The sequence below is a fragment of the Trichothermofontia sp. genome (assembly GCF_053493415.1).
Genome location: NZ_JBRCAD010000145.1, coordinates 1 through 25918 on the forward strand (window position 1 = coordinate 1; position 25918 = coordinate 25918).

The 25918-nt window shown below is 55.9% G+C and carries 18 protein-coding genes, 1 pseudogene and 1 riboswitch; of the genes and pseudogenes, 9 read left to right on the forward strand and 10 right to left on the reverse strand.

Annotated features, from left to right (window positions below):
• On the forward strand, positions 1 to 1275 hold a 1275-nt coding region (locus ACWIUF_RS12485; RefSeq protein ID WP_448572732.1), incomplete at its 5' end, for an ABC transporter substrate-binding protein.
• A gap of 158 nt (positions 1276 to 1433) precedes the next feature.
• Here ACWIUF_RS12485 and ACWIUF_RS12490 read toward each other — a convergent pair.
• A pseudogene (locus ACWIUF_RS12490) lies at positions 1434 to 1562 on the reverse strand (transposase); the annotation flags it as partial.
• A gap of 247 nt (positions 1563 to 1809) precedes the next feature.
• Between ACWIUF_RS12490 and ACWIUF_RS12495 the strand changes: the two are divergent.
• A complete protein-coding gene (locus ACWIUF_RS12495; protein ID WP_448572733.1) occupies positions 1810 to 2772 on the forward strand; it encodes a DNA-methyltransferase in 963 nt (320 codons plus the stop codon).
• A 115-nt stretch (positions 2773 to 2887) separates the two neighbouring features.
• Here ACWIUF_RS12495 and ACWIUF_RS12500 read toward each other — a convergent pair whose 3' ends face one another.
• A complete protein-coding gene (locus tag ACWIUF_RS12500; RefSeq protein ID WP_448572734.1) occupies positions 2888 to 3490 on the reverse strand; it encodes a superoxide dismutase in 603 nt (200 codons plus the stop codon).
• A 349-nt stretch (positions 3491 to 3839) separates the two neighbouring features.
• On the opposite strand from ACWIUF_RS12500, the gene ACWIUF_RS12505 reads away from it, so the two are divergent.
• Complete coding sequence (locus ACWIUF_RS12505) at positions 3840 to 4115, forward strand: hypothetical protein (protein ID WP_448572735.1); 276 nt, start codon at positions 3840 to 3842, stop codon at positions 4113 to 4115.
• Positions 4116 to 4211: 96 nt separating this feature from the next.
• On the opposite strand, the gene ACWIUF_RS12510 is transcribed toward ACWIUF_RS12505, so the two are convergent.
• The 8 genes from ACWIUF_RS12510 to rpsT all read right to left on the reverse strand — a co-directional run bounded on the left by ACWIUF_RS12510 (position 4212) and on the right by rpsT (position 17034).
• Positions 4212 to 5177 (reverse strand): glycoside hydrolase family 19 protein, encoded by a 966-nt coding sequence (locus tag ACWIUF_RS12510; RefSeq protein WP_448572736.1) that lies wholly within the window; start codon positions 5175 to 5177, stop codon positions 4212 to 4214.
• 99 nt (positions 5178 to 5276) lie between these two features.
• Positions 5277 to 5780 (reverse strand): DUF427 domain-containing protein, encoded by a 504-nt coding sequence (locus ACWIUF_RS12515; RefSeq protein ID WP_448572737.1) that lies wholly within the window; start codon positions 5778 to 5780, stop codon positions 5277 to 5279.
• Between the two features lie 145 nt (positions 5781 to 5925).
• Positions 5926 to 9975 (reverse strand): DNA-directed RNA polymerase subunit beta', encoded by a 4050-nt coding sequence (locus ACWIUF_RS12520; RefSeq protein ID WP_448572738.1) that lies wholly within the window; start codon positions 9973 to 9975, stop codon positions 5926 to 5928.
• A gap of 109 nt (positions 9976 to 10084) precedes the next feature.
• The gene (locus ACWIUF_RS12525) at positions 10085 to 11989 is read right to left on the reverse strand and encodes a DNA-directed RNA polymerase subunit gamma (protein ID WP_448572739.1); all 1905 of its coding nucleotides are present in this window, start codon (positions 11987 to 11989) and stop codon (positions 10085 to 10087) included.
• An 89-nt stretch (positions 11990 to 12078) separates the two neighbouring features.
• Positions 12079 to 15390, reverse strand: coding sequence for a DNA-directed RNA polymerase subunit beta (gene rpoB / locus ACWIUF_RS12530; RefSeq protein WP_448572741.1), 3312 nt, complete (start codon positions 15388 to 15390; stop codon positions 12079 to 12081).
• A 235-nt stretch (positions 15391 to 15625) separates the two neighbouring features.
• A complete protein-coding gene (locus ACWIUF_RS12535) occupies positions 15626 to 15772 on the reverse strand; it encodes a hypothetical protein (protein ID WP_448572742.1) in 147 nt (48 codons plus the stop codon).
• 111 nt (positions 15773 to 15883) lie between these two features.
• Positions 15884 to 16717 carry a TatD family hydrolase gene (locus ACWIUF_RS12540; RefSeq protein WP_448572743.1) on the reverse strand — a complete coding sequence of 278 codons (834 nt, stop codon included), beginning with the start codon at positions 16715 to 16717 and terminating at the stop codon, positions 15884 to 15886.
• 8 nt (positions 16718 to 16725) lie between these two features.
• Positions 16726 to 17034, reverse strand: coding sequence for a 30S ribosomal protein S20 (rpsT, locus tag ACWIUF_RS12545; RefSeq protein ID WP_448572744.1), 309 nt, complete (start codon positions 17032 to 17034; stop codon positions 16726 to 16728).
• A gap of 264 nt (positions 17035 to 17298) precedes the next feature.
• Between rpsT and hisD the strand changes: the two genes are divergently transcribed.
• The 6 genes from hisD to ACWIUF_RS12575 form a co-directional block, all read left to right on the forward strand.
• Positions 17299 to 18672, forward strand: a complete 1374-nt coding sequence (gene hisD / locus ACWIUF_RS12550; protein WP_448572745.1) for a histidinol dehydrogenase — start codon at positions 17299 to 17301, stop codon at positions 18670 to 18672.
• Between the two features lie 190 nt (positions 18673 to 18862).
• The gene (locus ACWIUF_RS12555; protein ID WP_448572746.1) at positions 18863 to 21856 is read left to right on the forward strand and encodes a glycerol-3-phosphate acyltransferase; all 2994 of its coding nucleotides are present in this window, start codon (positions 18863 to 18865) and stop codon (positions 21854 to 21856) included.
• A gap of 22 nt (positions 21857 to 21878) precedes the next feature.
• Positions 21879 to 23660, forward strand: a complete 1782-nt coding sequence (locus tag ACWIUF_RS12560; RefSeq protein ID WP_448572747.1) for an ABC transporter substrate-binding protein — start codon at positions 21879 to 21881, stop codon at positions 23658 to 23660.
• A 220-nt stretch (positions 23661 to 23880) separates the two neighbouring features.
• Positions 23881 to 24035: riboswitch (cyclic di-AMP (ydaO/yuaA leader) on the forward strand.
• 258 nt (positions 24036 to 24293) lie between these two features.
• Positions 24294 to 24719 carry a hypothetical protein gene (locus ACWIUF_RS12565; RefSeq protein WP_448572749.1) on the forward strand — a complete coding sequence of 142 codons (426 nt, stop codon included), beginning with the start codon at positions 24294 to 24296 and terminating at the stop codon, positions 24717 to 24719.
• Between the two features lie 247 nt (positions 24720 to 24966).
• Positions 24967 to 25257, forward strand: a complete 291-nt coding sequence (locus ACWIUF_RS12570) for a DNA-directed RNA polymerase subunit omega (protein ID WP_448572750.1) — start codon at positions 24967 to 24969, stop codon at positions 25255 to 25257.
• Positions 25254 to 25918: hypothetical protein (locus tag ACWIUF_RS12575; protein ID WP_448572751.1), on the forward strand; the 665-nt coding region annotated here is incomplete at its 3' end. The genes ACWIUF_RS12570 and ACWIUF_RS12575, both read left to right, overlap by 4 nt.

The following is a 25918-nucleotide window of genomic DNA, read 5'->3' on the forward strand; positions in this document are numbered from 1 at the left end:
CCGGGGATGGGGGCGGGGAGCAGTGGGCCGATTAGTACGGGCAACACGGTGTTAGTACCCAATGCCAGTGCAGCTAAACAGGCTGGGGTGACAGCAATGGCGGCGGGAAATTACACCGAAGCCGTCCAGCAATTCCAGCTATCGCTCCAACAGAATCCCAATGATCCGGAGGCGCTGATCTACCTGAACAATGCCCGCATTGGCACCCAGCCCGCCTATACGATCGCGGTCATTGCTCCCCTGAGCCAAGCCCTCAATCCGGCGGAAGAACTGATGCGGGGGGTGGCCCAGGCCCAAAACCAGGTGAACCAGACCGGGGGGATTAATGGGGTGCCCCTGAAGGTGGCGATCGCGGATGACAGCAATACGGCAGAGGGCGCGAAACGGGTTGCTCAAGCGTTGGTGAAGGATAGCGCGATCGTCGGCGTGGTGGGCCATTTCGGCAGTGAAGCCTCCCTGGCGGCAGGCCCCATCTACGAAGCCGGACAATTGGTGATGATCTCACCCACCAGTACCTCCGTGGCCCTGTCGGGGGTCGGGAACTATGTATTCCGGACGGTCCCCAGTGATAAGGTGACCGCCTCGGCCCTCTCGCGCTATCAGGTGAACCAGATCCGTCAACCCAAAGCCGCGATCTTTTTCAATTCCCAGAGTGACTACAGCCAATCGCTGAAAAATGAGTTTAGTACCGCCCTGCTCCTGGACGGCGGTGAGGTGGTCGCGGAGGTGGATCTGTCCGCAGCGGGGTTTAGTGCCGCAGCCCAATTGCAGCAAGCGGTTCAGCAAGGCGCACAAGTCCTAGTCCTGTTGTCCAATACCGCCACCCTGGACCAGGCCCTACAAGTGGTGCAAGTCAACCAAAAACAACGGCCCCTACTGGGCGGCGATAGTCTCTACAACATTAAGCTCCTGGAGATCGGGGGCGAGAATGCGGTGGGGATGGTGGTTGCGGTGCCCTGGCATATCCTGGCCAACCCCAATTCGCCCTTCACATCAGCGGCACGGCAGTTGTGGCGAGCCGATGTCAATTGGCGCACGGCGATGGCCTACGATGCCACGCAGGCCCTCATTGCGGCCTTGGGACAGGGGAACCCCAGTCGTAGTGGGGTACAGCAAGCCCTGGCCCAATCGAGTTTTTCGACAACAGGCGCAACAGGGATGATTCGTTTTTTGCCCTCAGGCGATCGCAATGCGTCGGTGCAACTGGTGCGGGTAGCGCCGGGGACACGGGCCGGTGGGCAGTATGAGTTTGCACCGATCGCGGGGCCAAATTAGACATCAAACTCCAGAAAAACCCAACCTAAATTTGACACTGAATTCGTTGGCTAACGCAATTCATTCGCACGTCTGTAAAGTAGTTAGAGGATGTTTGAAAAGTCATCCTGTGTCAAAGTTTAGGCCAAGCACCTCACCATGATTTCGACCAGCACCTAGAAAATCGCATTCAGGATCTCCCACAGATCGACTGACCGGGGGTGGCCACCGGGTTTAGGGGCTGGCAACAGGTCGCTGAGCAATTCATACTGGGCTGGAGTGAGATTGCTGGGATATGCTTTACTCACTGGCTCTCTCAGGGTTGTGGTTTTTAACTATTCGCAGCTTACACTGAGAGAACTTTTTTACCCCCTAGCCGACTTTTCAAACATCCTCTCAAAGGCGATCGGCCAGTGGCTCCTTAAAGATATTTGAAAAGTCGTAGTAGGATTGGTTATTTAACACGATTAGGCTAGAATAGGAGAATTTGATAGTTTAACTCATTATCAAATATTTTGAGATGATATTTAGCTAATCATAAAATTGCACATAACCATGAAAAGCTATACACTACCAAGGCTTGATGAAGATGAGGAAACTCGCACAAAATTATTGAAATTCTGTCGGCTTGCACCAGGGGATATTTGGACAGATTCTATACAAGGACATAGAATTGGCTGTTTAGATGCCACTAATCCTGATCAGATAGCTCATTTAATGAATGGGGATACGGCTACACTAGCTATCCATGATCCTCCTTATAATTTGGTTGCTTTTGAAACGCGATCAGTCGATGAGTTCATAACATGGTGTGAGAAATGGATATACAACACCTCTAATGCCTTATGTGCAGACTCATCGCTTTATATATGGTTGGGGGCGGATCAAAGTCAAGACTTTCAGCCATTACCTGATTTCATGTTAATGATGCGTTCTTTTAAAGAGTTTACCTCACGTTCTCTCATTACCATGCGTAATCAAAGAGGATATGGAACCCCAAAAAACTGGATGGCTGTCAGGCAAGAATGTTTATACTATATCAAGGGAAATCCACAGTTTACTGTCCAATACACAGATATTCCTAAAATCTTGCGGGGTTACTATAAAAGGGTCAATGGTAAAAAAACTGAAAATATGGAACGTAGTAAATCTGAGAATATCCGACCAGGTAATGTTTGGGTAGATGTTCAACAAGTTTTCTATAGAATGGAGGAAAATGTGAATGGGTGTTATGCACAAAAACCTCTCAAAGCAATTGAAAGACTGATTATTTCAAGTTCTAAGCAAAGGGATATAATCATTGATTTTTTTGGACATTCGGGAACTACACTAATCGCAGCAGAACGGCGACAACGCCAATGCTATGTTTGTGATATAGATCCTATTTATTGTGAGATCATGATTCGGAGATTAGAGCGTTTACGCAAGTTTGGGAAGATGGGTTGGCAGAATGGCAATCCATTTGAATATGAGCTTTATGGTGTTGAAGAAACTGAGCAACCCATTGGGGATTTGTGATCATGACAAAATACAAAACGGGAGTCCCCGTCAGGGCAGTAACTCCCGTTGAATCTAGTATTCAAAATAGGACGATCGCCAGTTAAGCTAGTGACGATCGCGCTGACATCACCCGCTATTTCGCCTTAGCATATTGCTCAGCGACAAAATCCCAATTAATCAGGCTATCCACGAAGGTTTTGGCATAATCTGGGCGTTTATTTTGATAATCCAGATAGTAGGCATGTTCCCATACATCCATTGTGAGTAGAGGAACCTGACCGTGGACAAGCGGATTTTCGGCATTGGGGGTTTTAGTCACCTTGAGGGTGCCATTTTCCAGCACTAACCAGGCCCAACCACTGCCAAATTGGGTCCCACCCGCACTGAGGAAGGCTTCTTTGAACTTCTCATAGCCGCCCAAGTCGGCGTCAATCTTAGCCGCCAATTCCCCCGTCGGCTGGCCACCGCCACCGGGCTTCATACAATACCAGTAGAAGGTATGGTTCCAGGCTTGAGCCGCATTGTTGAACAAACCCACCTTGGCGGGATCACCAAACACCTGCGTGATCACCGTCTCCAGCGGCAGGCTGTCCAATTCCGTGTCTTTGACCGCATTGTTGTAGTTGGTCACATAAGCCGCGTGGTGCTTGTCGTGGTGGAATTCTAGCGTTCTCGCTGTAATATACGGCTCCAGTGCCTGGTAGTCATACGGCAGGGGAGGCAATTCGTAAGCCATGTTCGATTCCTCTCTAACAAGGGTTGAAGTTACTGAGCTTGAGTGCCAAGTTTAGGGTTCTGGTGGGCCTCAATCAGCCCCATCTTTGCTTAAGCAAAACCCAGCAAATCCTGACGGCAACAGAACTTTACAATTTTGATTGTATCCCAAAATGTCTCGACACTGGTTGTCTGCCAAGGCACAGGTTCGCCGCGATCGCCGCACCAGTCAGGCGAGGGACTAATTTTAGGGTCAGGGGATTAGGGTTTTGCCTCCGGCCTCTACAATAAGAATTGCGGGTTACTTATCCTTAAATTGCCAACTCATTTGTATACAGGGGGTCAGTTTGGATCACTCAGACGATCCACAAATGCAGGTACTCATCGAACAAATCAACACCAATATTGATCGGCTGGCTGCAACGGCTCGCCATCTTAAATCGGTGAAACCAATGCTCTATGGTCTAATTTTTGAATGTCCCCTGGGTGGCAATCCCATTGATTGCCCAGGCCATACCGTGCGTCAGGAACCCATTGAACAGCGTCTTCAGTTCGTGGCATCGCTGTCGGAAGCCGAAGCCTTAAAGCTGTATTTAGGCCACTTAGAGTGTTTGCGCACTAAACTGATCGGTGCGCTGCAACCGTAGCCGTCTGGCCCATCAACAGATACCACGTCCAGAGCAGGAACGGCCTTTCGGAATTAATGGTCTGCGACACGAACGCCTGGTGATCAAGCAGCATCATTACTTCAGAACCGTTTTGGCACGATTTAAATAGCGCCGTCGATCGTCTAGGCCATTGTAACCACCGTTGACTCGGTACGTTACACCTTCTAAATCATCGCGATCGGCCCACGTATTGAGCTTGCGCTGATCCCAATACCATCCGGCCACAATCACGGCATAGGGAGGTTGTTCAACCAGGGTGGGATTGGCCACAAAATCAACCCCCAAATCTCTAGAAAAAGCGGCATAGTTAGCCCGACCAGTCAGTTGGATCAGACCCCGCCCCATAAACCGCTTCCCATCACCCGGTTGGGTGTTACCCAGATCGCGCCGCCCCTCATAGCTTCGTTGGGCATCCGTCGGTCCCCAGATCTCCCGCAGCCAGCGGAAGCCGCCACTTTCGTGCATGACCTGGGCGAGGAAGTGGGCCATGCGTAGTCGAGTATTGATTTGATACCGTTCAAAGGTTTGGTTGACCCCCGGTGTCAGGGACTCAATGCGCGATCGCAGTTCCGAGGACCCGGCAATCTGGACCAATTGGGTTGCTGTGATGTATTGCTTACCACTGGTATTTTCCCCAACTGGCGGGAATAAATTACCCGGCTCCGGTGTATTGGTGGGTAAGACAAACAAGCGCACGTAGGGATCAACATTGTCTGGTCGGGGCGGTAGGTCGGAAATAAAGCGAATGAAATAATCAATTTCCCGATCGACCGCCTCAAATTTTTCGAGGGGCAGGGTTAACTCCCGGAAACGATCCAGGGCAACGCGACGGTGGTCCCGCATAGCCGCCCCCGCCCCATATAAACCCACATAGGGACTGGCCCCCACCGGACGATCGGGCAGTTTGGGATTGGACTGTTGACGAATGGCCGTATCAATAAAAAAATCGGCTCGGTGAATACGCTCCGGTTCTGCCAGCAATAACTGCTCTAGGCGATCAATCCCCATCTGGCGATAGACTTTAATATTTTTCGCTTCCATCGCGATTCTCCCTGAAGTCGTCTGAACTGCGATCCACGCCCTTAACGCGCCCAGGCACGCAGAGACAGCGTTCCCTAGCGCGATTGTAACCTGCCCCGGCTACCATCCCATCGTTCCTGGTGCCCCCTTGAAGGGACCCACAATATTTTGGGTAATCCAGCCACCATAAAAGTCACCGGGTTGGGCAGTCACGCGCTCTCCCTCAAGATAACAGGCATCCATGCGACTGGGATAAAACGCATACATGGCTTGAATCGCCTGAAAGGGCGGGCTGGGATCAAAGTAGCGCCATGCGGCAAACGCAGCCCGCTTATCCTGCACAACCACATCATAGTAGCGACATCGCCCCTTCCATTCACAAACACTCATGCGGGAAGTTTCGAGGAGACAGTCAAGCAGGATGTCCGCAGCGGGAATGTAATAGGTGGGGGGATGACTGGTTTCCAGGACCCGTTTACCGCGACGGGTATGGGCGATCGTAACGCCATTAAAAATCACCTGGATTTCTTGAGCGGTCTCCTCCCAGCGGGCCGGACGAGGATAATCCCAAACAGATTCTTGGCCGGGGCGCGGCGGGATCGGTACAGGGCGCAGGGGATGCATCGGCAAACTCTACATTGTAATGACAATTAAAATGGGCCAACGTTCACTCCCTCTGGTCACCCTAAGCACACCCCAGGTTCATAAAACGCTGACCCCCGGCTGGGTCATGCCAGTCACTCCCTTGCTTCAGCGAGGGGTGACTGACCTACTCATCATCATCATCGTAAAAGTCTTCGTCCTCTTCCTCTTCGTCCTCCTCTAGGTCATAGCCATTGTTATCATCCACTAGCTCATCATCGTCACCCAGGATCGGGGAGTACTTATCGCCCTTGCGGCTGCTGCTGCCAAAGCTGAAGGCCGATCGGAATTCGGAACCAGACTTGGATGGCGGTTCGGGGTTGAGCGATCGTGCCACCTCGTCATCCACCAGGATCACGTCCTTCAGATCATCGGCATCCTCGTCCTCATCAAGTAGGGTGAGGCCGTCGCCCATATCCGGCTCGAAGCTAGCGGTCTCTTCGTAGGTATTGAACCCTGTCCCCGCCGGGATCAAGCGGCCAATAATGACATTTTCCTTGAGACCCCGCAGCCAATCGGATTTGCCCTCGATCGCTGCTTCCGTGAGAATCCGGGTCGTTTCCTGGAAACTGGCTGCCGAGACAAAGCTATCGGTCTTCAGTGAGGCTTTGGTAATCCCCATGAGGACGGGGGTGTATTCCGCTGGGGCACCCCCCGTGATCGACATCGCTTCGTTGATCTTTTCGATCTCTTGCAATTCCGGATATTCCTGGGGCAGGAGGGTGGTATCACCGCCATCTTCCACCCGAACCTTCGAGGTCATCTGGCGGACAATCACCTCAATGTGCTTATCGGAAATATCAATCCCCTGGGACTGGTACACCGACTGCACCTCGTCCACCAGGAATTTTTGCACCTGTTGCAAGCTGATCAACGAGGCTTGGTAGAGGCCATCGCGTTCGCGGTGGTACTGGAAGAGAATTTCCAGAATTTCGTTGGGATTAGCGGGACCATCGGTAAGAGGACTGGCGGCTTCTACCTGATCACCATCGGAAATCATCAGGTTTTGCCCCGGCCCGATCAGATAGGGCGTGACCACCCCATCTTCTTCCTCGATTTGGACCTCCACCGATTCGTCGTCACCATAGACCACACGGGCCACACCAGGACGCTTCGCCAGGATGCAAGCTTCCTTCGGTTTCCGGGCTTCCAGCAGTTCCTCAATCCGGGGGAGACCCTGGATAATGTCCCCAGTTTTGGTCCGTTCAAAGATCAGGAGGACCAGGTTGTCGCCCCGTTGGACTAAGCTGCCGTCTTCAATGTGTAACACGGCCCCTGGTGAGACCCGGTAGGGCCGACCGAGACGGATTTGGATTTCACCCTCGTTGACAGCCACCACTTGCCCCGATTGTTTCGCCATGGTTTCGGCAGTAAGGCGATCGCGCTCCACGATCAAGTCACCCACATTGACCATTGGGGCTTGACCAGGGGTTGGGACACTCACGCGATCGGCCTCCCGCACCACCAAAATCCGGCGAATCGCTTCGGCAACTTCCTTAATTCCCCCAACAATGCCCGCTTCCCGACACTGGATTTCAGTCCGAGCCACCACGGCCCCTGGGGCGATTTGGTCGCCATCGTGAACCAGAATGCTGGTTTGGGTTCCCCCCTGGGTGGGGTCACTCACCACATCCCGACGGATAACCAGGGATTCCAAAATTACCAGTTGCAGGCGCTTGACATCAGGATCGGTCTCATCATCCACCAACTCAATATCGGCGGCGAGGTGATGATCTTCCTTCCCGAGATCGGTGCCTGAGTTCTTGTCAATTTCCAGCACCAACTGGGTACGCAACAGTTCCAGTCCTTCCACCGACTTTACCCGTTCGCCGTCCTTATAGGGCAAGCGTTGTACCGCCCGCAGACGAATCGCCCGACCCGCTTCACTGGCCGACTCCTGACTGGGCACCGAGGGGGTATCGGGGACACTAAATTCCTGCACTGGACGCAGCAACAGGGCAGGTCCCTCCGGCGTTTCCACCGATTCGATATAGCGCAAATCTTCCGAGACTAACCCCGGTAGCACCTCTTCCCCCGCTTGGACCAGGGTGCCATCCTTGGCAATCAAGTCCTCCGGATTATCGACCATGTGGAGTTCACCGGGCTTGATGACGATCTCCCGCAGGATGTCGTTCTTCTGGGTGACTTCGACGATACCGCTGCTCTGGCAGAAGATATCCTTGACCACTTCGGTCCCGGCTTCGACATATTGGCCGTCTTCCACCACCAGCAGCGAAATATCCTTGTTGACCTCGTGGGCCTCTTCGGGAATCCACAGCAGGGTCCCCCCCTTGACGACTTCGTAGCCCTGTTTGGCCTTGCCTTTCTTGGCCACCTCAACCCCAGCGTACTTGATGATGCCGCCCGTCTCGGTGTGGTAGGACTTGTCATCCAGTTCGGCCACGACTTCACCACTGTGGACCTTGGTACCCGGTGTGGTTTTCAGGAAGAAGCGCTGGTTAGTGGTGGTTTCGATCACATAATGTTCCCGGCTTTGGGAGCCTTCCACCCGCACCCGCGCCTGATCTAGGAGAACCGAGGCGGTGATAATTTCGACTTCCCGAACGGTCTTATTGCTCTCATCCTGGGGAATTCGGACGATGCCGCCATGTTCGGTGGTGAGCTTGGTTTCGGCGAGGGTATCGCCGATGTTGACGACATCCCCCTCTTTCACGGTGGGTTCGGCTCCCGGTAACAGGTTATAAACATCCCCAGACAGGACCCAAATTAGCCCCCCCCGTTGGGCGTAGCGGGTGATGTTGCCCTGGCGATCGCGCTTTTCTTCCGGCACGATATCGGCAAATTTCACTTCACCGGCCAGGTCAGTGGTCACGTCCTTACTGGCTTTTTCCGTGGATTTACGCGTGGCCCGCCCCGCGATCGGCACTTCCGCCAAAATCTGGTTAGTTTCCACCTCCTGCCCATCCGGCTGCATCAGGATTGAACCCTGGGCGATCTGGAAGGTTTGGGTGCGCCCGCCTTCCGAAACGAGTTTGAGGTCAAAGTTGGTTTCGGTTAAAAAGGCATCATCCCCATGCCGGGTCCGGAAGGGCCGCAGGCGCACATTCGTGGGGTAGCGCACCACGCCTCGGAAGGGAGCCTGTAACTGCCGCGCGACTTCGCCCGTGAAGACACCGCCCGTGTGGAAGGTGCGCATGGTTAACTGGGTGCCGGGTTCCCCAATCGACTGGGCCGCGATAATCCCAACGGCTTCCCCCATATCCACCATCTGGGCATGGGCCAAACTCCAGCCATAGCAGCACTGGCACACCGATCGCGTGGCGTCACAGGTCAGCGGCGATCGCACCAAGACTCGCTTCACCCCGGCATCGGCAATCGCTTGGGCCAGATCGTCGTTGATGATCGTATTCGGTTCCGCCAGAATTTCACCCGTGGTTGGATGGACAATCCGTCCATCGGCATGATTTGCCGTGGCCCGTCCCATTAGCCGATCCTTGAGATGGATTTGGACGCGATCACCGTCGCGCATATCCTCTAACCAAATCCCCCGCTGGGTATTGCAATCCACTTCGCGCACGATCACATCTTGAGAGACATCCACCAGCCGCCGGGTCAGGTAGCCAGAGTCCGCTGTCCGTAGCGCCGTGTCTACCAAGCCTTTGCGGGCACCATAGGAGGAGATGATGTATTCGGTGACCGTTAATCCCTCGCGGAAGTTGGTTTTAATCGGCAGGTCAATAATTTCCCCCTGGGGATCGGCCATCAGACCGCGCATCCCCACCAACTGCCGCACTTGGGAGATATTCCCCCGCGCCCCAGAGAACGCCATCATGTAGACGGAATTGAGCGGGTCCCGCTTGCGGAAGTTATCAACCACCTGATCCTTGAGCTTTTCGCTCGTCTCATTCCAGGTATCGATCGCCTTTTGAAACCGTTCAACTTCGGTAATTTCACCGCGTTCATAGCGATCGTTGGTTTGGTTAATTACCTGCTCTGCTTCAGCAATCAACTGCGGTTTTGTGTCCGGCACTTGGAGGTCATCCACACTGATCGAAACCCCTGCCCGCGTCGCATACCGGAACCCCAAATCCTTCAACCGATCGGCCACCTGTGCGGTCCGAGCCGTCCCATAGTGAGTAAACGCCCAAGCCACTAGCTTGCGCAACTGCCCCTTATCAATCACCCGGTTGCGGAAAATGATATTTGCTTGTGTCATTGCGACCTCTTCACCCAATAGCCCGTGATGTGTACGCGAAATCCCTAAGGGCGGGTTTAGTAAGATTGGCATTCCTAGTGAGGTATCTTGAGAAAGCCCGCCCCTACGATTACCCAACCAATGCTTCCAGAATCGTCTGGTTGTAAATCACCCGCCCCGGTGTCGTGCGAATGTATTGGGAAACCACGGTGCCTTCCGCATCTTCCCGCACCCGCCGCAGGCGTTTACCCGTTTTTTGGCCTTTATAGAGTTTGATCACACCCCCATCTGCGGTCTGTTCGACTTCTGGCTCACCCGTCGGCTCATCATCCTCGACTTCACCATCAAAGCGAACCCAAATGTACTGGTGCAGTTCAATTTTTTCCTGTTCAAAGGCCAGAATCACGTCGTCCATGCTAGCGAAGTAGTAGTCTTGCTCCCGCTGTGCCCTGGGATTTTCCGCCGTCAGGTAGTAGCAGCCCAAGACCATATCCTGGCTAGGGGTGATAATCGGTCGCCCGGTGGCCGGAGACATGATGTTGTTGGAAGCCAGCATCAATAACCGCGCTTCCGCCTGGGCTTCTAGGGAGAGGGGCACGTGGACGGCCATTTGGTCCCCATCAAAGTCGGCGTTGAAGGCAGGACAAACCAGGGGATGCAGTTGAATCGCCCGACCTTCCACCAGGATCGGTTCAAAGGCTTGAATCCCTAAACGGTGCAGCGTGGGTGCCCGGTTGAGTAAGACGGGGTGACCATCGATCACCTCTTCCAGCACTTCCCACACGCTGGGGTCGCCGCGCTGGATAAGCTTTTTGGCGGCTTTGATGTTGTTGACCAAACCCTGCCGGATCAGGCGATGGATCACAAAGGGCTGGAAGAGTTCGATCGCCATTTCCCGTGGCAAGCCGCATTGATGGATCTGGAGATTGGGACCCACCACAATGACGGAACGACCAGAGTAGTCCACCCGTTTCCCCAGTAGGTTTTGGCGGAAGCGGCCCTGTTTCCCTTCGATAATATCGGACAGGGACTTGAGGGGACGGTTGTTGGCCCCCACCACGGTACGACCCCGCCGCCCGTTATCGATCAGGGCATCCACGGCTTCCTGGAGCATCCGTTTTTCGTTCCGGACAATAATTTCCGGCGCGAGGATTTCCTGAAGGCGGGCGAGGCGGTTATTACGGTTGATCACCCGCCGATACAAGTCATTCAAGTCCGAGGTCGCAAAACGTCCCCCGTCCAGTTGCACCATTGGGCGCAGGTCAGGTGGGATCACGGGAATGACTTCCAAGATCATCCAACTGGGTTTGGACCCCGTGGCGATGAAGTTATCAATCACCCGCAGGCGTTTGATCAGCTTGGCCCGCTTTTGGCCCTTGGAGTTGGCGATTTCCTCGCGTAACTGCTCGGCTTCAGCCTCCAAGTCAATGCGATCGAGCAATTGTTGCAGGGCTTCCGCGCCAATGCCGACTTCGACACCTTCCAACCGAGTTTCTTCGCGGTAGATTTCATCCTCAATTTCGTGCCACTGCTCTTCCGTTAGCAGTTTTTTTTCTTCCAGGTCAAAGCCGACTTCCTTGGCATTACCTGGGTCGAGGACGACATAGGCATTGAAGTAAACAATTTGTTCGACTTCCCGCAGGGGCATATCCAGCAGGATCGACATGTGGCTGGGGATGCCCTTGAGGTACCAGACGTGGGCTACGGGCGCGGCCAATTGGATATAGCCCATACGGTGACGGCGCACCCGCGACTCGGTGACTTCTACGCCACACCGCTCGCAGACGATGCCGCGATGGCGCACCCGCTTATATTTGCCACAATGGCATTCCCAGTCCTTGGCGGGACCAAAAATACGCTCACAGAATAGACCGTCCATTTCCGGCTTCAGGGTCCGGTAGTTAATGGTTTCAGGCTTGGTGACCTCACCCACTACTTGACCGTTAGGGAGGGTGCGTTCGCCCCATTTACGAATGCGTTCCGGCGAGGCAAGGGCAATTTTGACGTAATCAAACCGCTGTTCGAGTTTGGGCATGATTGGGGATTTTTAGATTGGGGATTTAGATTTTTATTAGACCTCCGAGGTTTCGGAGGTCTTGGCTCAGAGGTCTTTGTCCCGACTTCCTAAACATCGTCATCGATATCGTCACGGGAAATCGACTCATAGGTGGGCCGGGAGGGGGCGCGGCGTCCACTGACATCGGCCATAAGATCGACTTCGTAGTCGCGGCTGGTGCCATCGGGAAGGGTATCCACCTTGTGGACCGCGATGTCTAAACATAGGGACTGAAGTTCGCGCATGAGCACCTTGAAGGATTCGGGGGTGCCGGGGCGGGGAATGGGTTTGCCCTTGACGATCGCATTCAGCGCCTCGTTCCGTCCTTGCATGTCGTCGGACTTGACGGTCAGGAGTTCCTGGAGGGTGTAGGCCGCGCCAAAGGCTTCCAGTGCCCACACTTCCATTTCCCCAAACCGCTGCCCCCCCTGTTGGGCTTTCCCACCCAGGGGTTGTTGGGTGACGAGGGAGTAGGGACCGGTCGATCGGGCGTGGATCTTGTCATCGACTAGGTGGACCAGCTTGAGCATATAGGCTTTGCCGATCGTGACGGGGCGATCGAAGGGTTCCCCCGTGCGGCCATCGTAGACCTGGATCTTGCCCGGATCATTGGGATTGTAGAGCCAATCTTGCTTCCGGGTATCCCGCGCTTCTTGCAGCTTGCCGTGGACAGTGGCCCGTGAGGTTTCCTTCCCGTGCATTTCATCAAAGGGCACAATCTTAAACCGCACGTTAAGGTTTTCCCCGGCCCAGGCCAGCAGGCACTCGTAGATTTGACCCACGTTCATCCGCGAAGGCACCCCTAGGGGGTTGAGGACGATATCGACGGGGGTCCCATCGGGCAGGTAGGGCATATCCTCAACAGGCAGAATACGAGAGATGATCCCCTTGTTGCCGTGGCGACCGGCCATCTTGTCCCCGACCTGGATTTTGCGTTTTTGGGCCACATACACCCGGACCACCATGTTGGCCCCTGGGGGCAGTTCGTCGCCCTGCTCGCGGGTGAAGAGGCGCACATCGACGACGCGACCCTTTTCCCCATTAGGTACCCGCAGGGAGTTATCCCGCACATCCCGTGCCTTTTCCCCAAAGATGGCCCGCAGCAGTTTTTCCTCCGGTGGCTGGTCGGACTCGCCCTTCGGGGTGACCTTACCGACGAGGATATCGCCCTGTTCCACCCAGGCCCCAATGCGGATGATGCCGTTTTCGTCGAGGTGCCGCAGGGCATCTTCCCCGACGTTGGGAATTTCACGGGTGATTTCTTCGGGACCGAGTTTGGTCTGACGGGCCTCAATCTCAAATTTTTCAATGTGGATCGAGGTGTAGACATCCTCAATGACGAGACGTTCGCTGATCAGGATCGCGTCTTCGTAGTTGTAGCCTTCCCAGGGCATATAGGCGACCAGGATGTTTTGGCCCAGGGCCAGTTCGCCGCCTTCGGTGGCTGAGCCATCCGCGAGGACTTGGCCTGCGACGACGCGATCGCCCACAAAGACGATGGGACGATGGTTGAGACAGGTATCCTGATTCGATCGCTGATACTTTTGCAGCGGATGTTCGTACACATTCCCGGCCTCATCCTGCACGCGGATCGCGGTGGCATCGACAAAGACCACTTCCCCCGTGACGCGGGAGAGGACTACCATCCCAGAGTCCCGTGCGGCTTGGGCTTCGAGACCCGTACCGACAAGGGGACGTTCAGGTTTCAGCAGGGGCACGGCCTGCCGTTGCATGTTCGATCCCATCAGGGCACGGTTAGCATCGTCGTGCTCCAGGAAGGGAATCATGGAGGTGGCTACCGAGACGATCTGGACCGGGGATACCTGCACGTAGTCCACCTGATCCGGAGTGGTTGTGCTAAATTCCTGGCGATAGCGAATGGGCACGAGGTCACCCAAGATCCAGCCCTCAGCATCCACGGGAATATCCCCAGGGGCAATGCGGAAGTCGTCCTCTTCGTCCGCTGTCATGTAAATGGGAGGTTCATCCTTGCGCAGGCGGCCATTCTCTGCCCGGTAGAAGGGGGTTTCGATAAACCCGTAGGCATTCACCCGTGCATGGGTCGCCAAGGAGCCGATCAATCCGGCATTTGGACCTTCTGGGGTTTCGATCGGGCAAATCCGGCCATAGTGGCTGGGGTGAATATCCCGTACTGCGAACCCGGCCCGCTCCCGCGTGAGGCCGCCCGGACCCAGGGCACTCAGACGGCGCTTGTGGGTCAACTCCGCCAGGGGGTTGGTCTGGTCCATGAACTGGGACAACTGGGAGGACCCAAAGAATTCCTTGATGGCCGCCACCAGGGGCTTGGGGTTAACCAAGGAGGCCGGTGTTAGGGCCTCGGCATCGGAGACGGTCATGCGCTCCCGGATAATCCGTTCCAGGCGATTGAGGCCCACCCGCACCTGGTTCTGGAGCAGTTCCCCCACGGAGCGGACCCGGCGATTCCCCAGGTGGTCAATGTCGTCAATTTCAAAGCCGCTGATATCCAGTTCCAGGTTGATCAGGTAGTCGATCGCGGCCAGAATATCCTGGGGCGTGAGTACCCGTGTGGTTTCCGGGATGGGCAACCGCAATTTCTTATTGATCTTGTAGCGACCGACGCGACCCAAGTCGTAGCGTTTCGGGTCAAAGAAGCGGGTTTCCAACAGTTGTTGTCCCCCGGCCACCGTCGGCGGTTCCCCCGGTCGCAGCTTCCGGTACAACTCCATCAGCGCTTCTTCTTCGCTGTATTGGCCTTCCTTGTCGATCGTTTTCTGGAAATATTCGGGATGGCGTAGGGCATCCAGGATCTCGTTATCGCTGATCCCTAGAGCCTTGAGCAACACCTGGGCCGAAAGCTTGCGGGTTTTGTCGATGCGCACCCAGACCAGATCGTTTTTATCTGTCTCAAATTTTAACCAGGCTCCCCGGTTAGGAATCAGGCTGGCATTGTAGGTGCGGCGACCATTCTTGTCCGTCTCACATTTGTAATAGACCCCCGGACTCCGGACGATCTGGTTGACGATCACCCGCTCTGCACCGTTAATGATGAAGGTGCCGCGATCGGTCATCAGGGGCAGATCGCCCACGAACACCTCTTGCTCCTTGATTTCCCCCGTATCGCGGTTAATCAAACGAGTGGGCACATACATCTGGACGGCATAGGTTCCATCTCGCCGTTTCGCCTCATCGACATCATACTTGGGGCGTTTGAGCTTGTAGTCCTTGCCGAGAAAGTGGAGTTCCAGCTTCCCCGTATAATCGGTAATGGGGGAGAAACTTTCTAATTCCTCAATCAGGCCCTCTTCCAGAAACCAGCGGAAACTAGCCCGTTGAATCTCAACTAAGTCCGGTAGGCTGAAGGTGGATACGGTCGGTGTTACGGTGGTCTCGTTAGCCATGCTTCTCCTCTGGCAGGTTGCGCTCAGCGCAAACCTCTTATTACATCAAGGGTGTACGGTTGTCAATGCCCTGTGCCGCAGGGACGGCTGGATGGATGCAGTGAGAGGGAGTAGTGGCGACTGGGGTAGAACCCGTGATCGCAAGCGATCTAAACCCGTTACAACCCAATTCCAACTAACCCCATCGCACTTAAACAGTCTTTAAGCCGCCTTTTAAGCAACTCCGAATGGCTCCCTAGGGCGTCCAGGGGAGCAGGGCAGTGCGATCGCCGCTGCGATCGCCAGCCAATGACAAGAATTCAGGGGAAGTACCCACATTAGCGAGGCGGATAGGGGACAGGGGGGCGATCCGCCTGCCCGATCGGGCGATCCAGTTGACCATTAATAAAAATCAAATTAAGCAGTTAAACAGGAGAACCAAGTAGAAAAGCTGTTGACCCTCTTTAAGCTATTATGCCGCAAGCTGGGCGTCCTGTACTGGATGTTTACGGTACTAGGAGGCCGCGATCGCGGGAACCCGGGTTGTTGCTGCCAGCGGTAGTTCGACCGGTAGGTTAAAGAGTTGACAGGCATTGCGGCTGGTTTCGAGGGCCAGATCGGCCAAGTCCACCCCCCGCAACTCGGCGACCTTGAGGGCCACATCCCGTACAAACGCCGGTTCATTCCGCTGCCCCCGGTGGGGGACGGGGGCCAAAAAGGGACAGTCGGTTTCAATCAGCAGCCGATCGCTCGGCACCATTTGGGCCGCCGCCTGGATCGCCGTTGCATTTTTGAAGGTCACCACCCCGCTAAAGCTGATGTACAACCCCAGGTCAAGGAACCACTCGGTTTCCGCTGGGGTCCCGCTCCAGCAGTGCATCACCCCTGGGACTGGCCCAGCTTCCTGCCAATAGCGGCGCAGTTGCTCAGCCATCGCAGCGGCAGCCTCCCGACAGTGGATAATCACCGGCAACCCCAGGGATTGGGCAATCCGCAACTGGGCGGCGAACACTTGGTGTTGTTGCTCGCGATTATCAGCCTTGTAAAAGTCCAGGCCGGTTTCCCCGATCGCCACAACCCGGCGATCGCCCTGGGCCAATTGGGTAATCTCCGCTGCCATCGTTGGGTGCCAGCGATCGGCATCCAGGGGATGGAGGCCCACCGCCAGACTTAGCTCCGGCCAGCGATCGGCCAAGGCTTGCAGGGTGGGAAACTCACGCGGTTCAACGCACGAATGGACTAAATGCACCAGTCCTGCCGCTTGCCAGCGCTGCCGAATCGCCGCCAAATCCGGTTGGAACTGGTCAAAGTTGAGATGAACGTGCGTATCAATCAGCGGGATGTCCATTGGTTTGCCTATTCTGCGGTGGCAGCCGCAGCCTGCTCGGCTTGCTTGGCGATGCGAGCCAACCGGGCCTTCTTGCGGGCACCATTATTGGGATGGAGGACCCCTCGCTTCACGGCCTTGTCGATGCGACTATAGGCTTCCGCTAGCCGCTCCTGGGTCAAAGCGGCTGCTTCTGGGGAGGGTTGCCGTGTCTGGTCGTTTGCCGCCACGATACATTTTTTCATCAATGTCTTTACTGACGACTTATACGCCTTGTTGCGTAGGCGATTGCGTTCGTTAATTTGAACCCGTTTGATTGCTGACTTGGTATTAGCCACGATCGCTTCCTTGGAGTACGGTCTTCACCCGGTAATGGTCAAAAAATGGGTACTGGGATACAAACTGCGCCAGCACCATCCATCCGGCAAAAATCTGCCAAGAAACTATACTAGCATCTGCTGGCAACTCAGCATCGATCCGGAATCCAAGCTAAGCTAGAAAGTACAGAAGCAGGTCTACTTCCCAGGCAGCCTACCCATCCGTGGGCTGTGTACGGAGGGCATCCTGCCACACCACGCTTGATTTTACGGTTGGCATTCTCCATGCTGCGAATTATCACTCAGCGGGCCGAGGCAGAGGCTGAACTGCGACGGATCTGCGATCGTACCCACGATGAGCAGGTTGTCCACAAGGAGGCCACTGTCCGCGAAGTCCTTCAGACCGTGAAGCGCCGGGGCGACTGGGCACTCCTCCACTACACCGAAGAATTTGACCAACAGCGGCTGAGCGTTGAGGAACTGCGCGTCAGCGGAGCGGAGCTCGAGGCGGCTTACCATTTGGTTCCCAAGGAGTTAGTCGATGCGATCCAGTTAGCGGCCCGTCAGATTGAAGCCTTCCAGGGCCAGCGGGTGCCTAAAAGTTGGGTGCAGTTTGGCGATCGCGGGATTGTCCTGGGAAAACGCTACACACCTGTCGATCGGGCCGGGTTATACGTTCCGGGTGGTCTTGCCGCCTATCCCAGTACGGTGTTGATGAATGCGATCCCGGCGAAGGTGGCGGGGGTTAAACGCATTGTCATGGCAACGCCGCCCAGTCGTGAACCCGGACGGGAGAAGGCTGTGAATCCGGCAGTCTTAGTGGCCGCCCAGGTGGCCGGCGTCAACGAAATTTATCGAATCGGCGGTGCCCAGGCGATCGCGGCCCTAGCCTATGGGACAGAAACCGTGCCCAAGGTGGATGTGATTGCGGGACCGGGCAATATTTACGTCACCCTGGCCAAGAAATTGGTCTATGGGACGGTGGGGATTGACTCCCTGGCAGGGCCGTCGGAGGTGCTGATCATTGCCGATGAGACGGCCCAACCCAAGCACATTGCGGCTGATCTGTTGGCCCAGGCAGAGCATGACACCCTGGCGGCAGCGATTTTGCTCACCCCCTCCCTCGTCCTAGCGGAGCAGGTGGTCGCAGCCGTGAAGCAACAACTGGAAGACCACCCCCGCCGGACCCTGACGGAAAAGGCGATCGCTAACTACGGCTTAGTGGTCATTGTGGATTCCCTGGAAACGGCAGCGATTTTAAGCAACGACTTTGCCCCAGAGCACCTAGAACTCGAGGTGGAAGATCCCTGGGAACTGTTACAACAGATCCGCCATGCCGGAGCCATCTTCCTGGGGCAATCGACCCCCGAAGCCGTCGGCGATTACGTCGCGGGTCCCAGCCATACCCTACCCACCTCTGGCGCAGCCCGCTATGCCTCGGCCCTAGGCGTGGAAACCTTCATGAAGCACTCCAGTTTAGTCCAGTATTCCCCCCAAGCCCTGGAGCAGGTGTCTAAGGCGGTGATCACCCTAGCAACGGCGGAAGGCCTGGCCTCCCATGCGGAATCGGTACGCGTGCGAATGCAGGCCGAAGGGCGAGGCTGGCCGTCGGCGCTGTCGCCGCCGAGTGAGGAGTGGGGCGTGGGGCGTGGGGAATAGGGAAGGACACGGGGCAAGGTAGGCGCGTAATTAGGCCCGTAATCGTTTGACGACGCCATGTGGCTGCGACCTTGGTTATCCTGGAGTGACGATGTTGGGTCCCGCAAACGCGCCACGACCCTGACCATTCCCCAGTGTTAGGGTTGATAGGCCCCCAGCGGGTCAAGTTGTGCAGTAGTGGGCTTTGGTGATGACATTGACGCAGGTTTGGGGGGCACTGGCGGTTGTTATCCTTTGCCCGCTGCTGGGGGGGCTGCCGTTAATTGGCTGGTGCACGCGGCTGTTGACGGGGAAGCGGTTGGCGCAACAGGGGACGGGCAATCTCAGTGTGTCGGCGGCCTTCTACCACGGTGGGGTGGGAGTGGGCCTCTGTGCGGTGGTATTAGAGGCGCTGAAGGGGATTCTGGCGGTCCTGCTGGCGCGGCAATTTTTCCCCACGGGATCGGTATGGGAGATCCTGGCCCTGGTGGCCCTCGTGATGGGGCGCTATGCGATCGCCCAAGGGGCCGGCACAACCAATCTGTTTTGGGGCTACTGGGTGCATGACTGGCGGGTGGCGGCCCTGGTGACCCTGATCGGTGGGGTGAGCTTTACCGTGCTGCGGCAACGGCAACAAGCGCAGTTTGGGATGTTGATCCTGTTGCCCTTAGTGACCCTGTTGGTTTACCCAACCCAGGGCGATCGCCTCCTGGCGACCCTGGCCTTGAGTGGTTGTCTGGCGGTGATCTATCGTAAGATTCCGGATGACCTGAGTCTGGCGGCCACTGCCGCCCACCCCCGGAGTCAAACCATGTTGCGATTTTTCCAGGGGAATCAGGTACTCCTGTCCCTCGAACGGGCACCCGCTGCTGCCAAGGTTGGCCAGAAAGCAGCCACCCTGGGTGAACTGTTGCGTCAGGGCTATCCCATACCGCTGGGATGGGTGCTGTTACCAGGAGATGATCCGGCTCCCGCCTTAACCCAACTACACCCAACCCCGGAGCAACCGCTGGTGGTGCGATCGTCGGCGATCGGGGAGGACAGTGTGGAGGCATCGGCGGCGGGTCAATACCAAAGTTTTCTCCATATCCGGCACACCGACCAGTTGGCCCAGGCGATTCGGGATTGCTGGCAGTCTTATGATCGCCCGCAGGCCGTGCAATATCGCCGCGATCGGGGCTTACCGGATAGCAATTTAGCGGTCATCATCCAAACCCAGATCCGGGGGGTGATTTCCGGGGTAGCCTTCAGCCGAGACCCGATCGCCCGGTGTGGGGAGGCGGTCATGATCGAGGCCCTGCCGGGGGAAGCCACCCAGGTGGTTTCCGGACGGGTGACCCCCGCTGCCTATCGCGTGTTGCTCTCGGAAGCTGCCTTTAGCCAAACCCTGGCCCAGGTGGAAACGGCTGGGGATTTTGCGCAGGGGGGGCAATCGCTCCCAGAGACCGACTGGCCGATCGTGCCTGCGCGTGAAGCGGTTTCCTCAAACCCGGAGATTGCGCCCACCCTCTTGCGGCAGGTGGCCTTCCTGGCCCGTCGTCTGGAGGCCCACTACCACGGGATTCCCCAGGATATTGAGTGGACTTATGATGGTGAGCGGCTCTGGTTGCTCCAATCGCGTCCGATTACCACTTTGGTACCGATCTGGACCCGTAAGATTGCGGCGGAGGTTATCCCAGGGTACATCCGGCCCCTCACCTGGTCGATTAACCGGCCCCTGACCTGTGGCGTGTGGGGGCAGTTATTTACCGTTGTGCTGGGCGATCGTGCCCGTGGGCTGGACTTTAACCAAACCGCCACCCTCCTGGGGTCGGTTGCCTATTTTAATGCCACGCTGCTGGGAACAATTTTTCGGCGGATGGGGCTACCTCCGGAAAGCCTGGAATTTCTGACGCGGGGGGCCAAGTTTAGCAAGCCGCCGCTGCACGCCACCCTGCGGAATCTGCCTGGACTGGTGCGCCTGCTGGGTCGTGAAGTTTATCTGGAAAAGGATTGGCGACGATCGCACCAGCGCGACCTGCAACCCGTTTTGCACCATCTGTCCCAAGAAAACTTGGCTGATCTGGAGTTGCCAGCCCTATTGGCGCGGGTCGATCGCCTCCTGGCGGCCCTCCAACAGACCACCTATTACAGCATTCTCGCCCCCTTGAGCCTGGCCCTCCGGCAGGCGATCCTGCGGGTGCCAGAGACGGCATTGGATACACGGTATCTACCGGAAATTGCGGTTTTACGAGAGTTGCGGGAATTGGCAACAGCAATCCAACATCTCCTACCCCATGCCGAACCCGTGGGTGACGCCCCCACCTCGCTGCAGGGGGCTGCTCTTTTTGCCCAACTGGCGGAATTGCCGGATGCCCGATCCCTCCTGGAACGGTTTGACCAGATCCGCGATCGCTTTGGCTATCTCAGCGAAGTGGCCACGGATATTGCCATCCCCACCTGGCAGGAAGATCCCCTGCCCCTACGCAACCTGTTGGCCCAGTTGGTTGCCCAATCCCCGGTGACCCCAGCAGACCCAACGCCCGCATCCACCCCGCCTTCCCTGGCCCAACGCCTCGTCCAACGGCGGCTGATCCTGAAGGGGCAGGTGAGTGAGGTCTATAATCGGCTACTGGCAGAGCTACGCTGGACCATCCTGGCGATCGCCCGTCACTGGCAAACGGCGGGGATTTTGAATGCCATTGAGGACATTTTCTTTTTGGAACTCGCGGAAATTCGGCACGGTATTGAGGCAGGCTCAGACATCGCGATCGCGCCCTTGCAGGCGACAATTCACAAGCGCCGTGCCCAATTTGAGGCCGATCGCGAGCAGCCCCAACCGCCCCTCCTAGCCTACGGCAACCAACCCCTGACGGCAATGGCGCCCCCCCCTGCCATTGGGGCAACGATCCTATATGGGCTAGGGGCGAGTCCTGGGCAGGTGACGGGCCGCGTGCAGATCCTCAAAACCTGGCAATCCTTGCCGACGATCGAGGCAACCACGATCCTGGTGGTACCCTATACCGATGCGGGGTGGGCACCCTTGCTAGCCCAAGCCGGGGGGATTATCGCCGAAGTCGGCGGGCGGTTATCGCATGGGGCGATCGTGGCCCGTGAATATGGCATTCCAGCGGTAATGGATGTACATCAGGCGTGTCAACGCTTGCAGGATGGACAGCGGGTACGGCTGGATGGACAACTGGGACGGATTGAGGTTTTGGCTTGAGGGCTGGGAGCAAACGGGCAGAATGCAGTTACGACAAACAGGGCGACTAGGGCGACTGATGGGGATCGTATTGGCCATCGTAGGGAGTGGCTTGCTCCTGACTGGCTGCGATTTAGATCGATTTCGGGCGGAGGCCGTGCAAGTCCCCGAAATTATTACCAGTTTTTTAGGCGATCCCCAAACCTTCAATTCAGCCCTGAATAACACCTCACCGAATGTGTTCGGCCTGATTTATGAAGGATTGATTACCAGTCATGGGATTACCGGGGAAATTCAGCCCGCCCTAGCCGAAGCCTGGGAAATGTCCGAGGATAATCTGGCCATTACCTTTCGACTACGGGAAGGACTGCGGTGGTCCGATGGTCACCCCCTGACAGCGGACGATGTGATTTTTAGTTATCGCGATATCTACTTAAATGAAGCGATTCCATCGGGGGCACGCGATATCTTGCGGGTTGGGGTTGCCGGGGCATTACCCACGGTTGAGAAAATTGACGATCGCCAGGTGGTCTTTCGCGTGCCAGAACCCTTTGCCCCCTTCCTCCGTAATACGGGTTTGCCGATACTCCCTCGCCATATCCTGGCGGCATCCGTCCAGACCCTTGACCCGGACGGGAAACCCCTTTTTCTTTCTAAGTGGGGAGTGGGAACCCCCCCCCAGGAAATTGTGACCAATGGGCTGTATACGATCGCGAGCTACGTCACCAGTCAACGCATAGTGTTGCAGCGTAATCCCTACTACTGGCGGCGCGGCCCCAGTGGAGAACCTCAACCCTATGTCCAGCGGTTTATCTGGAAAATTATTGAAAATCGCGATACCCAATTGCTGAAATTCCGATCTGGCGATCTGGATGTAGCCGAACCTATGCGACCAGAAGATTTTCCCCTACTCAAGCGGGAGGAGCAACGGGGCAATTTTCGAGTTGAAATGGGGGGACCGCGTCCCGGTACCGTCTTTATTTCCTTTAACCTCAACCAGGGAAGCCGTAATGGTAAACCCCTCGTTGATCCGATTAAGTCCAAGTGGTTTAATACCCTAGCCTTCCGACAGGCTGTTGCCTATGCCATCGATCGCGACAAAATGATTGCCAACATCTTTCGGGGACTGGGAGCCAAGATTGATTCCCCCCTGACCAGCCAAAGCCCCTATTATCTTCCGCCAGAAGCCGGATTGCGCGTCTACAATTATGATCCAGGAAAAGCTAAAGAACTCTTGTTAGCAGCCGGATTCCAATATAACGATCGTAATGAATTACTGGATGCCGATGGCAACCGGGTACGCTTCACTTTGTTAACTAACGCCGAAAATACGGTCCGGGTCTCGATGGCGGCCCAGATTAAACAGGATTTGGCTAATATTGGAATTCAGGTGGACTTTACCCCGATCGCCTTTAGTGCGCTAGTGGATAAGTTAGGGAATTCTCTCGATTGGGAATGTCATTTACTGGGTTTTACCGGTGGTGTAGAACCGAATAGTGGCTTTAATATCTGGTCTCCTAACGGTTCACTCCATAGTTTTAACCAAAAACCCTTGCCCAATCAACCTCCTCTTGAAGGGCGACAAGTGGCGGATTGGGAGCAGAAAATTGGTGATCTATACATCCAGGGTGCCCAGGAATTAGATGAGGCCAAGCGTCGGGAAATTTACGGTCAAGTCCAAATCATTGCCCAGGAACAACTTCCCTTTATTCACCTAGCCACAGAATTGCTGATGTCTGCTGTTCGGAACAGAATTCAGAGCGTCCAATTCTCCGATTTAGAAGGTGCGCTGTGGAACCTATATGAGATCCAAGTAACACCGTGAAAGGAAGTTGAAAAAGGCCGTATAGGAATAATTTTTACGACTAAAGATTTACGGCTAAAGTTGTTACTACAAACCACAAATCTAATGAGTCTTGATGAGGGATATTTGGTGCGTCTGTCCATTCATGGTAGCCTCACTTCCCTCGAGTTGACACTTGAGGGGTGGCCGTTTAGGATGGGGGAAGAATCGAACAAGTCTGCCTAATTTGGGACCGCTTTACCTCAATTAACTCCCAGGGTCAGCGGTAACAAAACGGGGGAACCGTTTAAGGGGCGTGTTTCCAAAGTTGTCAAGTACCCAAAGTAGGGTTTTGGAAAAGGGCATCTCTCAGCCCTAGCCCGTCAGCTAACCTCGTCGGCATTGAGAGGAGATTGAATCGTCAGCAATGTTTTACCGTTGACTGTTTCAGTGTCCTAGGTCGTGGTGTGATCACGGCTTGTTCGCTGTCCATGAATACACTCGCAGGAGGGCTTCATGCAGCCTAGGCCACGAACGTGTGCGACTACTCCAACAGGGCAACCTTGGGGTAACAATACCCAGCCGACAACACCGGGACAAGTCTCACGACAACCCGCAATTTCGCGTTTAGAAGCGACCCTATGCCAGCCGAATCTGCCCCAATGCCGGGTCCTTTTGCCGGCGCCACCCCCGGCTCCGATCAGCCCCAGTCCGGTGCCAACGACCAACCTGGTTGTTGGCTATAATGGCTCTGCCTATAGTCGGGCTGTGCTGGCGTTAACCCTGGCGATGGCCGAGCAACGGCAAGCGATGCAACCCCATCCCGTACTCGTGCACGTGGTGTATGTGGTTGATAAAATCCGTCCCAAGACGATTGCTCAGGCCGATCGCATTCGTTGGCAGGCTCGTTGCTTGGCTAGCGAATGGCAAGGGGCACTCCATACCCATTTACGCATTGGTCCCGTGGCACTAGAGCTACGTCAGGTGGTGGCGGCGATCGCGGCAGAGGCCCTGTTCATTGGGAGCTACACCGCTGATCATCCCCTTGTCCAGCAATTAGCGACGGACGTTCCTTGTGCGGTCTTGGGTTTGCCCTGGTAAGTAGGGCTTCGGTATAGCAGTCAAACCGTTGAGTTTCACTCGACGGGGCAGAAGACTTAACTGTTACGGGAGACACCTTTACGGGAGACACCTTCCTCCGCGTCAGTTGTTGAAGCCCTGCTCAGTCGGATAGGTCATCCGGGTAATGCCCGTCAACGCTCAGGCACAGGTACCTGCCCGCAGGCAAACCCAACGATGTGTGGGGAAAACTTGGGCGAGTTCAAACCTAAGGCCCCATAAGCTAACCTTGCACTTTACACTGGAGCAGGAGACCTTTCTGTTCCTCATTACCCCTATCCCCGCTTCCTTTATGCAAAAGCGCAACCAGATTGATACCAGCAAAATCATGTACCAGGCCGAGGAGTTGATTAGTGCGGCCTCGAATCGGTATCGCATTACGGTCCAAGTGGCTAACCGGGCCAAACGTCGCCGCTATGAAGATTTCGACAGCCTGGATGATCCGCTACTGAAGCCAGTGATCCGGGCGATTATCGAAATGTCAGATGAGTTGACCCAACCAGAAATTATTGGCGAATGAACAATTTCCCCCAGGGAACGCTTCGCGAACGCTCCCAACCCCGCCGCACGGTGGGACACCCTCCAACCGCTGGGGCACGACGATTACCCCGATCGCTCCGGTTTGGCCTGATCCTGCTGACAATGGTGGGCCTCGTCTGGGTCGCCAATGCGATCGTCGTTGCCCAGCCCCCGGTTCCGGTTTACCTGAGCCAAGCGGGGTCTCCGGCCAGTGCCACCTCAGCAGCGACCCGTCGATTACGCCCCTGGGAAGTGGGGGATGTCATCTACCAGTCTTTCCCGGAGCTACCGAAGGAAAATCAATATCAAGCGATTTCTGGGGACGTAGCGACCGATAACACCCTAGTCAGCCGCCTGATCCGCTACCATCTCTACGTCAAAAGCCGACCCGGTACCTATCGTCTTGACTGGAAGCTCACCCTGGCCGACTACCTAGGGGCGAATGAAATTATGCGGGAAGACCAGTATCCCGGTTATGACACCCTGCGGACGAATCCAATGGCGGGGGATCGGGCCGCGATCGCCCAACTCTCCCGGCAGGACCGCGATCGTTTGGTGGAGTTATTAGTCCGGGCCTTTAATCCCCTGTACGATCGCCTAGTGTTAGAGGCCGCAACCCATAAAGTCGAGCAACGCCAACCGCAGACGACTGCTCCCCCCCC